This is a genomic window from Lysobacter sp. P5_B12 (genome assembly GCF_056400425.1).
Genome location: NZ_JBFULG010000002.1, coordinates 69,903 through 81,194 on the forward strand (window position 1 = coordinate 69,903; position 11,292 = coordinate 81,194).

Here is an 11,292-nt window from a genome sequence, read left to right on the forward strand (position 1 = left end):
AGCCAGTAGCCAGCATGGTGAGCAACACAGTGCCCGGAAATGCTGCTGCCTTCGGCGGCATCGGGAAAGCCGGGAGAAGTAACCGTGGCGCTAAGCGGAAACGGGGAGCATGTGTGCGACCGTATATCGGAGGCCAGATCGACGAAGTAGCGTTCTTGGTCGRCGCCCTTATTGACGTAAACACCAGCCGTGTCCGCTAGTGCATTTTCCAGAATTACGAGTAGCGGATCGCTCACAAGCACAACTGACACCTGGATCGAGCCGCGAAGCGGCGTTGGCTTGATGAGGCTACCGGACAGCGCGATTCGGCGCGAGCGGTCAGGCGAATGTCCGCTTTGGGTCGAAAGCGGTCACTCGGCCTCCTCCGCAGAAGGCAGGGTCAGACACCAATTCTCCGCGCCCCAGCTACCCGCGAAACGCGTCTTTCCACCGCGGGAATACCCGTCGATAGGAGGCGACCATCTTCTTGCCGTCGACTTCAATCGCACCCTTGTCCTTCCGGGTCGCGAGGAATTCAATCAACTTCTCCTCCTGCTTGCCTGGCAGAAAGACGGAATAGGAGTCGTCTCCGCGCTTCAGCGTGGTCGGATCATGTAAGCCCGGCCAGTCGGAGGGCCACTGGATCGAAGCTTCCGGCGCGTAGCCGTAGTCCCAGAGCATCACCTCGAGTTGTTCGGGGACCCATGGCTTGGCATTCGCAACGCGAAACTCGGATAGGTATTGAATCAAGCCTTCGACCTGTGCGGGCAGCGGGTCGGCGTTGGCCGGCTTGCGCAATGTTCCGTCAAGTTCCTCGACCGGCCCCAGTCGGCCGCTGATGTAGGTGATCAGTTTGTGTCCGTCGACATCGAGGGCGATGTTGGTTTCTGGTTGATCGGTCCTACCAGGTCGCAGGTTGATTTGTGTCGAAACAGGATCGGTAGTGAACGCGAGGAGCTTGGCCTTGACGCTAGCCAGCTCGGACGGCGTCAGACGAGCCGCCATGTGCACGTACTCGTCCTCGGATGTCTGTTCCGCGTAGATGACGTACCCGTCGTCGTAGAGCGCAACCCTTGGTGTGTCCGATCCAATGACCATCAGCCACGGATCGGTGGAGACCAAGACGGCGATGGCGCGTGGATTCACCGGAGGTTGCACCGCTTCGCTCGGAGCGCAGCCGAACAGGGCAACAAGAGCGAGAAATGCGGAAGCGATGCGGAGCATGCGGGTGGTCAGGAGCGCCGAAGGTTGGCCGCATGATTGCATGCCTCCATCGATCGGCGCACAGCCGGCGAGTGTCCGCAATGGGTCGTAAGCGGACATCCTGTGGCCCGACTCAAGTGCGTTGACCAATACGTCAACTACGGTTTGAACAAGGGACAAGCGCCGTAAGTGGCTGATTGATTTAGAAACTCGCCGACTTGGACTGTGCCTTGAAAATCCCCGTGTCGGGGGTTCGATTCCCTCCCCGGCCACCATGCGATTCAAGGTGTTAAGCAAAAGCCCGCACATGTTGCGGGCTTTTTGTTGTTCCGACGAAGCCGCCGAAGGCATCAGCCCGGCGAGACGACCGCGGCCGCCGCGAAGCCGTCGATCAATTGTTTCACCCGCTCGTGGATCGCCTGCCATTCGCCAAGGCGCGCGCGCTTGAACGTGTAGTCGACGGGGATGCCGCGGTAAATGAAGTGGCCGACGCACGAGGCGGACGTGTTTTCCACCACGCCGCGGCAATCGAACGCCTGCGGCCCATTGGGCATCGGCGTGGGCGGGAAATACCAGAATACGTAGGAGCATCTTCCGGCTGCGGCGCCCCTGGGAATCGCGTGCGGGGGGTCCGCAATCATGCAAGCCGAAGATTTCTGGACCAGCGAAGGGACGTCCGACGCCACTTCCTGCAGTGGGTCGGAGGGGTGTCGGAGGGTGGGGCGGGCAAGACTGATTTCGAGGCGATCGGCCGTCCACTCGGATGGGTCGGCAGCCTTTCGGACGGAGTCGGCTCGGCAAGTGCTGTAGAGCGTGCCCCTGGGCATCGCGCGCATGGCGGGATACTCGACGTTGAACGTCAAGGACGCCTGGTTTCCTCCCTCCCACTCGTTGGCACGCCCGAAGAAGTTGGCGGGCGCGCGGAGCGAAAGGGTGTGTCCCTCCGAAATCAAGCGGACATCGACGAGCTTCGTTGCATCGGTGCAGGCAAGCGAACCGAGAGGCGCCACCGGTTCCTTGCGACAACCCGACGCGGAAAACCCGGCGACGAGCACTGTGATCGAAGCGAGCAGCATCAGATTGCGAGTCATTGGCGCCTCCCCGGACAGCCGCTTCCAACCCGTCGTATCCGATGCGCGGAGATGTTTGTCAACTCTTCGCCCCCCCGCACCGTAAATTCGTATCCTTGCGCCATGGGGATCCAATACCGCCCGGAAATCGATGGGCTTCGCGCCATCGCCGTGCTCGCCGTCGTCGCGTTCCATGCCGGCATCGGCGGGGCGGGGTACGTCGGCGTGGACGTGTTCTTCGTGATCTCGGGTTACCTGATCACGTCGCTGCTGTTGCAGGAGCACGCGTCGACGGGGTCGATCGACCTGCTTGCCTTCTACGCGCGACGGGTGCGCCGCATCTTTCCGGCCGCCGCCGTGGTCGTGGTGGCAACGTTGTGCGCGTCGTGGGTGTTGCTCGACCCGCTGGCCCAGGCGCAGGCCGCGAAGAGCGCGGGGGCTGCGCTGGTCTTCGGGGCCAACGTCTTCTTCCAACTCACCACGGGCGGTTATTGGGACGGCGCATCCGAGGAGATGCCGCTGCTGCATCTGTGGTCGCTGAGCGTCGAAGAGCAGTTCTATCTCCTTTGGCCGGCGCTTTTGATCTTCACCCGTTCGCGCCGCACGATGCTCGCGCTGACGCTGCTGTCCTTCGGACTGGCCGAGTTCTGGATCGCGCGCGGATCCGATGCCGCGTTCTTCCAGATGCCGGCGCGTTTCTGGGAGCTTGCGATCGGTGGCCTGATCGCTGCCAGCCCTGCCCGCGCCCTGCCCCGCCTGCTTGGTCCCGTCGGCGTCGTGGTGACGCTGGCCGCCTGTGTGTTTCCGGTCGGCCACTTTCCTGGCTACGGCGCACTGCCTGCGGTGCTGGGCGCGTGTGCCGTCATCGCAGCGGTGCATGGCGGCGCACGCATTGCGTTGCTGGCCTCACGCCCGATGGTGGGCGTCGGATTGGTCTCCTACAGTCTTTATTTGTGGCATTGGCCGCTGCTGGCGCTATACCGGGCAAAGGGCGGCGACGATCTGGCGATCCGCATCGGGCTTTGCGTGGTCGCAGTCCCAATGGCGCTCTTGTCGTATCGCTTCATCGAGCAGCCCTTACGCCGCATGCGCTTCCCGAGCGGGCAGACGGTCGCCACGGGCGCGGCGCTGTCCGGCCTGCTGGCGTTGAGCGCGTGTGCGATCGGGCTGCGGGACGTGCCCCCGCCGGCCATCATGGATCACTCCCGGGAAGCACTGGCGTACCGCGTCGAACATGACCGGATCTCGATTGCTTGCGAATACAACCCCAGCGACAAGCTGCCGAAGTGCCCCGATCCGGTCGGGGCGAAGGTGGCGATCTGGGGGGATTCGATGGCGCTGGCTTGGCGCGCCGGGTTACCCACGGACACACTGCAATACACCATGCATGGATGCCCGCCGGTCGTTGGCTTCGAAACGAAGCAAGGCGGGTGTGCGGCGTTCAATGCTTCCGTCCCGGCACGCATTCTCGGCGTCGACACGGTTTATCTGGCTGCGAACTGGCGCGAGTACCAGGCCGCCGACATGACCCGCACTTTCGCAGTCTTGCGCGACGTGCCGCGCGTCGTGGTCATCGGGCCGTCGCCGAAGCTGCGCTACGCAGTGGGACGATGCTTGCGAAACGCCCTGCCCTGCAGCATCCCGCGGGCGCGGTTCGATGCCGAGTCGCGCCCGATCCTTGCGCGCTTACGCGAACAGGCGAAGACCTTTCCGAACGTCGAAGTGCAGGACGTGTCTGCCCAGTTCTGCACGTCAGCCGAGTGTCCCGCGTTCCGCGGCGACGTGGCGCTCTACTGGGACACGCACCATATCTCGATGACGCAGGCGCGGCGGGTCATGACACAAACGGACACGCGCACGTCGCTCCGCTCCGCACTCACACCCGCGGCGGATCGGTCTCCCGCTGCCAATGTCTCCGACCCCCGACCTCGATGAAGGAACGGATCGCCGCGCGCGCATCCTTCGCGATGATCAAGCCGGGATCCGGATCGCCATCGGGCAATTGACTCGGAATACCCGCAGTCTCCAGCAGCGCCTCACCATCGCCGAACACCAGCAGCGTCTTGCAATGGCGGTACTGTTCCTTGAGGTAATCGAGCGTGCGCGCATCCGAGCGCAGTTCGCCCATGCGGTCCGCGCCATCGGGAACGATCATGCCGTCGAACAGGACGCCGGGTTCGTTCTCGAGCGAGACATCGGCATCGAGCATTCCGCCCGCGTTGGTCTTGCATGGGCCGATGCGCACGCCCATCAGGCGCGGCACCGCACCGGCATCGAGCAAAGCGCGTTGCACGGTTTCGACGGTCTTGCCGTCCACGCCGTCGGCGACGAGGATCGCGAACTTGCGCGAGCGCACACCGGGTTCGCCGGGGCGCGCCATCATCGAAAGCGCAGGCGAGGTTTTCACTTCGGCCTTCGGGACGCGTGCGATGGCGCGCGGCAATGCATCCGGTAGCGCCATGCCAAGCCCGTCGGCGACTTTCGCGGCGAGATCGCGCGAGACGTTCACCAATCCGGCGAGCATGCGCGCCCGCACCGCCGGCACCGTCACCTTGCTCAGTTCGAAGCGGAAGGCGCCTGCGATGTGCGCCTGCTCTTCCGGCGTCTGGCTGTTGAAGAACAGCGTCGCCTGGTTGTAGTGCTCGGCGAATTTTTCCGGATGCCCACGCAACTCGTCCTGCTTCACCGGTTCGGGAAAGGACACGAAACCCGCTGCACCGGCCTGGAACGGGCAACCGCCGCCGAGGCTGTTGGGCTCATACGAGACGCGACCCCGATGGATCGCCTGGCGATGCATGCCGTCGCGCTGGTTGTTGTGCACCGGCGCGATCGGCGCGTTGATCGGGAGCTCGTGGAAGTTCGGGCCACCCAGGCGCGTGATCTGCGTGTCGACGTAGGAATGGATGCGGCCGGCGAGCAGCGGATCGTTCGTGAAGTCGATGCCCGGCACGACATGCGCCGTGCAAAACGCAACCTGCTCGGTCTCGGCGAAGAAGTTGTCGGGATTGCGGTTGAGCACCATGCGGCCGATCGGCTGCACCGGCACCAGCTCTTCGGGCACGAGCTTGGTCGCATCGAGGATGTCGAACGAATAACGCGCCGCATCTTCTTCGGTGAAGATTTGCACGCCCAGTTCGTACTCCGGGTATGCGCCGGCTTCGATCGCTTCCCATAGATCGCGACGATGGAAGTCGGGATCCGCGCCGGAAATCTTGACGGCCTCTTCCCACGCCATCGCATGCGTGCCGAGCTTCGGCGTCCAGTGGAACTTGCACAGGACCGCTTCGCCCTGCGCATTGACCAGGCGGAAGGTGTGCACGCCGAAGCCCTGCATCATGCGATACGAACGCGGGATGCCGCGATCGGACATCACCCACATCAGCATGTGCGTGCTCTCGGGCATGAGCGACACGAAATCCCAGAACGTATCGTGCGCCGAGGCCGCCTGCGGCATCGCGTTGTGCGGCTCGGGCTTCACTGCATGCACCAGGTCGGGGAACTTCATCGCGTCCTGGATGAAGAACACCGGGATGTTGTTGCCCACCAGGTCCCAATTGCCTTCGTCGGTGTAGAACTTCACGGCGAAGCCGCGCACGTCGCGCGCGGTGTCTTTCGAACCACGCTCGCCCGCCACGGTGGAGAAACGCACGAAGACAGGCGTGATCTTTCCTTTCGCCTGGAACGGCGCCGCGCGCGTGATGTCGGTCAACGGCGCATAGCATTCGAAGAAGCCATGCGCGCCGCTGCCGCGTGCATGCACGATGCGTTCGGGGATGCGTTCGTGGTCGAAGTGCGTGATCTTCTCGCGAAGGATGAAGTCCTTCAGCAGCGCCGGGCCGCGCAATCCCGCCTTGAGCGAATGCTGGTTGTCGGAAACCGGAACGCCGTGGTTGGTCGTCATGCGTTGCGCGGTGGCGTCGGTGCGCACCGGATCCAGCGGACCGACGGCAACGGGTTCACCACTGGCCGCGCGCGTGCCGAGCTTGTCGGAGTGATTGACCTCGCTCAGCGTGCTTGCGCCGACGTCGTCGCTCGGCGGCTCCACGCCCTCGCCTTCCTGCGGCGCGTGCGCGTTGTCGTAACCGTATTCGAACGGTTTGTTCGCATTGAACGGCATCGCTTCGGCTGTCGCGTCGACATCGACCGCGCGTTCGGCGATGCGATCGCCGGAGCCTTTGGGGACGCCACCGGCGCCCGCGCTGTCGGTGTTGCGTGCGGCGGCGCGACCGGCCGTGGCGGTCGTGGGTGTCCTGGGCTTCTTGCTGCTTGCCATGCGTCGTGACTCTTGAAAATTTCAGTGCGTTGAAAGTGCACTGCTCGCCGTGACATGCGAATGATGCGATGGATCATGAACATGTTCACGAAGGCGCACGGATGAGCCTCGTTGGTCTCGTTCACATGCGAATGGCCGGTCAATGACTGACCGGCCCTGGTGAACACAGCGACGGTTTGACGCTTTTGCGTTCAGGCCATCTGCGCTCTCTGACGCGGGGCTATCGAATCCTTCGCAGCCTTGGCCTTCTCGGCGATCACGAGCTTCTCCGCATCCGGCGATGCCTTCCAGGACGCATAGTCCTCGTCCATTTGCGCGAGCTCCGTGGCGTCGAACATCTCGCGCGCCATCTTGAACATCGTCTTCTCTTCTTCGGTGGCGTGATGGTCGACGAACTCGCCGAAGACCTTCGTGCGGCCTGCGAATTCCGGCGTGCCCGGTTCGGCCTGGTGCACTTCGGGGATCACCGAGTTCTCGACCGCGTGATGCTCTGCGAGCGCTTCGGAATGTGTCTGCAATCCCTCGCGGTCGGCCCGTTCCTTGAACGCGGGATAGAACACCAGCTCTTCCCACTTGGCGTGGGGAATCAGGCTGGACTCGATCTTGTCGAGCAATTCGACCCGCTTCTTCGCAGCACGGTCGGTGGTTCCCTTCATCTCTTCGAAGAGGGCGCGGAGGACATCGTGCTCATCCTTGAGCGTCTTGAGGATATTGCGAGCCATTGTGGATTCTCGAAAGCATCGGGGGAGTTGGGCATCGTTCGCTCATCGCAGTCGCGGAACCGTGATACCGGCGCGTGTCCTTGGGACAACGCGGCTGAACGAGTCAGCTTTCTCAAGCGACACACCCCCGCAGGAGAAGGTTGAGCAGTACGGTCAACACGATCGAGGCGATCACGCTGATCAAGCAACCACTCGTTCGAATCCTGCTTCGCATTTTCTGGACGACTCCGGATGGGCGCCCATCGTTTCAGGGAGCGCGTGACTTCGGCGGGATGCCGGGGCCATCGATTTGCGCCGGCGCCACGCGAAATGGCCCGTGAGGCGTTCTTCGCGCGTCCCACGTGAACGCGCTGAACGAAGGCCGCTGTTTCGCGAGATTGATCGCACGCGTTGCATTGTCGAAGTCGACATCACCGGAGTCGACAAATGAAAGCCCTGACTTGGCAAGGAACGCATGACGTGCGCGTGGAAACCGTCCCCGACCCCACCATTCGCGGGCCTACAAGATCTTCGACAAAGCGGAGGACGATTGCCGCAAGGTGGTATTGCGCCCCCACTGATTCATGCATCTACGGTCGGCTTCGACCGTCCCGCAAGCGACGCCGCGTACGCTGCCCGAAATTCCATTAGCGCGGGCGCCACACACAGCATCACGGCCGGGAACAGTACGGCGATCCAAACCCCGTTCGGCATGGCAGACACCCGAAGTGCGATTTGCCAGTCGCCGGCCACGCTCGGCCAAGACCTTGCCAGGACCCACCCCAACGCAACAATGGGCGCCATGTCCAGCACGCTATGAATGTGTTGCTCGATCGGAAGCAGCACGCGTCGGCGGCGGAAAGCGATGCGGGTATCCCAATAGCCGATGCCGGCGTGCGCGGCTACCAGCGCGCACATCGCCAGCGCGATCGCCGCGCTCATGTCAAAAGCAAGTCCGATCATTATCGCGCCGCCGAGCGTCGTCAGTTGTAACAGATGCGTCCATGACTCGGCGACGCCAGAGGTGTGCGGAAGGTCGGTCCGCCGGTGGCAAATGAAGTCACCCAATCCAGCCAATAACCAGATCAGGTATCCACAATACGCAAGCCACGATTCTGTATGCATCGAGATTTATGAAACAGCAACAGGTTTGGCGAACGCTACACCCGGGCGTCGCCTAGAGAACATGAACCCTGGAGACCCGAACGAGAATTGACTCTTGGTGGAACGAAAGCTCGATCCGCTTCTTGAAAGCGTCCCACCAGTCGCGGTCGAGTTTCTCGATCATGACTTCGAAAAGGATCACATCGTCTCGGCAAACCGCCCCGTCGCCGTCCTCCCATGCGCCTACTGCTGGAGACCGAACGTACGCAGTAACACCGCCGAATTGCTCGACCAGTTCTGACCGCACCGCGTCGAATTTCGCCTTTCCGAACGGATTACCGTCGTTGCCTTTGAGCGGAAGGAGCAATTGAACGAGGTGACTGGAGTTAGGCAGTACGTCGGCCACGCTGGCGCCATTCCTTACGCGGCCAAATGACGACGCTCACGATCGACCCGGGCATATTCCAGAGCCTCGTCCAGCTTTTCGTAGAGGAACGCGCCGTAGCGAAACTTCATTCCGTCCCTTGAGACGTCGAGCAATTGCATGGCTGCCGAATCCATCGTCGGGCTCGCGGAGGCTCCCACCCGACCAGGCTCTTCGCTCTCCAGTGCCCTGCGCACGCATCGATAGAGATCCACTGCGTTCGCCGCCTCCAGCCTCGCGCTCGTTCCGCTGGGGTGCGTTGTGCGCGCGATCAGGGCAGCAGTGAGCAAGGCCGCCACATGGGCGTCCGACTCACGTGCGCGCTCGATCCCAATTGTCCAGTCGTTTCCCATCTCGATCCTCTCCGATGCCTGTCGATAGCAAGTACGGTGCGCCGTTGGTGGTGAGTCGGTCGTGACCCAACTGTCCGCCCCGGACATCACGACCCTGTCATCGCGATGCGCCCATGCTGCGCAGGCACCTGGAAACAAGGATGTCTTCCGGCGGCACTCACCGACTTGCCTCCTCGCCTTTGAGCCCCATGCCTGCTCCGCAGGCAAATTTTGGCGATGGCCAACAATGATCCCAATCGGATCCTTCCAAGGTGAGACCTATGAACAATTCGAACAGCACCGATACCAACAAGACCGCCAGCCCGCAGACGCCGCCGGTCACGAAGGTCGAGAACCCGAGCGACGGCAAGACGGCGAAGGTCGAAGACCCCAAGCCGAGCCCGGAAACGGACACGGACCGCAAGGCTTCCGGCGACCAGAAGCAGACGACGGATGATTCGGCGGGCAAGTCCCTCCGTTAATTCCGGCGATCAGCTTTGAACGAAAAGCCCGCACGCGTTGCGGGCTTTTTGTTTGCGCGGTGCAGTCAGGGGCTGGCGAGGTTTGCCGCAGACGCCTGCGCGCGCAGGTTTTCGAGCTTGACCCGCGCCTGGACCGTCATCCGCGGGCCGTTCGCGCCCGGTTCCAGGAGCCCCATTTCGATCAGTTCCCGGGCGGCTTCGTCGCCGGGGACGATCCCCTGTTCCAATGCCTCCAGGATGAGGAGGAACTCTGCCCGGAGATAGGGAGATTCGGTCATTTGCGCGTACCAGGTGCAAGCCATCCGATGACGATTGCACCAAGGAAATGATGAACGGACCTTCACGCCGGCGGCCCCCGCGCCCCATGGTTTAAGATCCCGCCCGCGCCCGCCGCGCCTTGCAGCAGGTGGGCGTGGAAGACGTTCCAAATCCAAAAATCCAGGGGGATTCAATGAAGCAGCTTCATTTGCTGGCAGCCGCCGTGCTGCTGGGCAGCCCGGCCGTGGCCTTCGCGCAGGATTGCACCGAAATCACCGCGGTGCCGGCGACGATCGGCGCACCGGGCAAGTACTGCCTCGCGCAGGACTTCACCATGAATTCGACGACGGCCAAGGCGATCACGATCAACGCCAACGACGTCACGCTCGATTGCCAGGGCCACATGTTGAAGAACACGGCGACGTCCAACGCCGGCACGTCGGCGGGGATCTTCCTCAACGGCCACAACAACGTGAACATCCAGCACTGCCGCGTGATCGGCGGGTTCCAGAACGGCATCGACGTGTTCCAGAACCTGACGGTCGCCAACAAGAACTACTACATCCAGGTCCAGGACAACTACGTCGCCGGGCCCTTCTGGACCGGCATCCGTGCGTACGGCAGCGGCGTGGAAGTCACCGGCAACAAGGTCTACGACATCGGCGGGCAGTTGAACCAGTACGCGATCGGCATCCGCGTGGGCGGTTCGAACGTGCCCAACGGCTTCAAGCTGCAGATCGTGCGCGACAACATCGTCGTCGGCACGAACTCGCCGTACTCGGCGGCCTACGGCATCTTCAGCGATGGCTCGCTGTCCAGCACGTTCCTCGACAACGGCGTCGCCGGCACGACGGCAGCGCCGGGCAAGGTCGCGTACGGCCTGTACGTGATCGGCCAGTACAGCCGTATCAGTGACAACCACGTCACGGGCACGGGCGCGCCGGGCGAAGCCGGCATCTTCACCACCGACAACACGACCAGCTGCTTCGACAACTATCTGCGCTCCACGAACCGCACGCTGAACTGCGACGCCACCTACGGCAACTACTGAGGTCCTGGCGGCTGCGCATCGCGCAGCCGCTTTTTCCATGCGCTTCCGTCTGTTTCTCATCGCAATCGTCGTCCTGCCGGGCGCGGCCGCGATCGGCTGGCTGACTTGGCCGAAAGCCCGTGCTCCCGCGGCACCCGTGGCCACGAACCCGGTTCCGGATACCACACCGCATCTCCGGCGCCTGGTGGCCACGCGCCTGCACCAGCCGCGCGATCTGCGGTTCGAAGGCGTGCGCATGGTGGAAACGCAGAAGTTCGGCGCCCTCACCTGCGGCCGCGTGGCATGGAGCGAGGTCGACGGCGGTGCGCGCGACTTCAAGCGTTTCGTCGCGACCCGGCGCAACCTGATCCTCGAGGGACAACCGAATTTCGAGGCAGCGTGGGCGCCGTGCGCATCCACGACACAGTGAAGCCGC

General features: G+C 63.1%; 12 protein-coding genes. 4 read left to right on the forward strand and 8 right to left on the reverse strand.

All coding sequences use genetic code 11. From position 1 onward, the window contains the following. Window positions 1-405: 405 nt before the first annotated feature. On the reverse strand, window positions 406-1,302 hold the full coding sequence (locus AC1DOM_RS03665) for a hypothetical protein (RefSeq protein ID WP_498960360.1): 897 nt from the start codon (window positions 1,300-1,302) through the stop codon (window positions 406-408). Between the two features lie 230 nt (window positions 1,303-1,532). Then, window positions 1,533-2,273: a hypothetical protein gene (locus AC1DOM_RS03670; RefSeq protein ID WP_498960362.1), complete on the reverse strand. Its 741-nt coding sequence runs from the start codon at window positions 2,271-2,273 to the stop codon at window positions 1,533-1,535. A 102-nt stretch (window positions 2,274-2,375) separates the two neighbouring features. On the opposite strand from AC1DOM_RS03670, the gene AC1DOM_RS03675 reads away from it, so the two are divergent. Beyond that, the gene (locus AC1DOM_RS03675) at window positions 2,376-4,187 is read left to right on the forward strand and encodes an acyltransferase family protein (RefSeq protein ID WP_498960364.1); all 1,812 of its coding nucleotides are present in this window, start codon (window positions 2,376-2,378) and stop codon (window positions 4,185-4,187) included. Here AC1DOM_RS03675 and AC1DOM_RS03680 read toward each other — a convergent pair. The 5 genes from AC1DOM_RS03680 to AC1DOM_RS03700 form a co-directional block, all read right to left on the reverse strand. Beyond that, complete coding sequence (locus AC1DOM_RS03680) at window positions 4,129-6,525, reverse strand: catalase (RefSeq protein WP_498960366.1); 2,397 nt, start codon at window positions 6,523-6,525, stop codon at window positions 4,129-4,131. The genes AC1DOM_RS03675 and AC1DOM_RS03680 overlap by 59 nt on opposite strands. Before the next feature lie 191 nt (window positions 6,526-6,716). Next, complete coding sequence (locus tag AC1DOM_RS03685; RefSeq protein ID WP_498960368.1) at window positions 6,717-7,247, reverse strand: hemerythrin domain-containing protein; 531 nt, start codon at window positions 7,245-7,247, stop codon at window positions 6,717-6,719. 561 nt (window positions 7,248-7,808) lie between these two features. After that, window positions 7,809-8,351 (reverse strand): hypothetical protein, encoded by a 543-nt coding sequence (locus AC1DOM_RS03690; RefSeq protein ID WP_498960370.1) that lies wholly within the window; start codon window positions 8,349-8,351, stop codon window positions 7,809-7,811. 52 nt (window positions 8,352-8,403) lie between these two features. Continuing rightward, the gene (locus AC1DOM_RS03695) at window positions 8,404-8,736 is read right to left on the reverse strand and encodes a hypothetical protein (RefSeq protein WP_498960372.1); all 333 of its coding nucleotides are present in this window, start codon (window positions 8,734-8,736) and stop codon (window positions 8,404-8,406) included. 14 nt (window positions 8,737-8,750) lie between these two features. Beyond that, the gene (locus tag AC1DOM_RS03700) at window positions 8,751-9,107 is read right to left on the reverse strand and encodes a hypothetical protein (protein ID WP_498960374.1); all 357 of its coding nucleotides are present in this window, start codon (window positions 9,105-9,107) and stop codon (window positions 8,751-8,753) included. Between the two features lie 260 nt (window positions 9,108-9,367). Here AC1DOM_RS03700 and AC1DOM_RS03705 point away from each other — a divergent pair, with 260 nt between their 5' ends. Continuing rightward, on the forward strand, window positions 9,368-9,568 hold the full coding sequence (locus AC1DOM_RS03705) for a hypothetical protein (protein ID WP_498960376.1): 201 nt from the start codon (window positions 9,368-9,370) through the stop codon (window positions 9,566-9,568). A gap of 65 nt (window positions 9,569-9,633) precedes the next feature. Here AC1DOM_RS03705 and AC1DOM_RS03710 read toward each other — a convergent pair whose 3' ends face one another. Next, entirely contained in the window at window positions 9,634-9,846 is a 213-nt protein-coding gene (locus tag AC1DOM_RS03710) for a hypothetical protein (RefSeq protein WP_498960378.1), read from the reverse strand. A gap of 173 nt (window positions 9,847-10,019) precedes the next feature. On the opposite strand from AC1DOM_RS03710, the gene AC1DOM_RS03715 reads away from it, so the two are divergent. Beyond that, complete coding sequence (locus AC1DOM_RS03715) at window positions 10,020-10,877, forward strand: right-handed parallel beta-helix repeat-containing protein (RefSeq protein ID WP_498960380.1); 858 nt, start codon at window positions 10,020-10,022, stop codon at window positions 10,875-10,877. Between the two features lie 37 nt (window positions 10,878-10,914). Beyond that, complete coding sequence (locus tag AC1DOM_RS03720) at window positions 10,915-11,286, forward strand: hypothetical protein (protein WP_498960382.1); 372 nt, start codon at window positions 10,915-10,917, stop codon at window positions 11,284-11,286. Window positions 11,287-11,292 lie beyond the last annotated feature (6 nt).

Excerpts from the sequence above, each read along its gene's own strand:
- AC1DOM_RS03675 (WP_498960364.1), top strand. The coding sequence starts at position 2,376 with ATGGGGATCCAATACCGCCCGGAAATCGATGGGCTTCGCGCCATCGCC.
- AC1DOM_RS03700 (WP_498960374.1), bottom strand. The coding sequence starts at position 9,107 with ATGGGAAACGACTGGACAATTGGGATCGAGCGCGCACGTGAGTCGGAC.
- AC1DOM_RS03685 (WP_498960368.1), bottom strand. The coding sequence starts at position 7,247 with ATGGCTCGCAATATCCTCAAGACGCTCAAGGATGAGCACGATGTCCTC.
- AC1DOM_RS03690 (WP_498960370.1), bottom strand. The coding sequence starts at position 8,351 with ATGCATACAGAATCGTGGCTTGCGTATTGTGGATACCTGATCTGGTTA.
- AC1DOM_RS03720 (WP_498960382.1), top strand. The coding sequence starts at position 10,915 with ATGCGCTTCCGTCTGTTTCTCATCGCAATCGTCGTCCTGCCGGGCGCG.
- AC1DOM_RS03715 (WP_498960380.1), top strand. The coding sequence starts at position 10,020 with ATGAAGCAGCTTCATTTGCTGGCAGCCGCCGTGCTGCTGGGCAGCCCG.
- AC1DOM_RS03680 (WP_498960366.1), bottom strand. The coding sequence starts at position 6,525 with ATGGCAAGCAGCAAGAAGCCCAGGACACCCACGACCGCCACGGCCGGT.
- AC1DOM_RS03705 (WP_498960376.1), top strand. The coding sequence starts at position 9,368 with ATGAACAATTCGAACAGCACCGATACCAACAAGACCGCCAGCCCGCAG.
- AC1DOM_RS03710 (WP_498960378.1), bottom strand. The coding sequence starts at position 9,846 with ATGACCGAATCTCCCTATCTCCGGGCAGAGTTCCTCCTCATCCTGGAG.
- AC1DOM_RS03665 (WP_498960360.1), bottom strand. The coding sequence starts at position 1,302 with ATGTCCGCTTACGACCCATTGCGGACACTCGCCGGCTGTGCGCCGATC.
- AC1DOM_RS03670 (WP_498960362.1), bottom strand. The coding sequence starts at position 2,273 with ATGACTCGCAATCTGATGCTGCTCGCTTCGATCACAGTGCTCGTCGCC.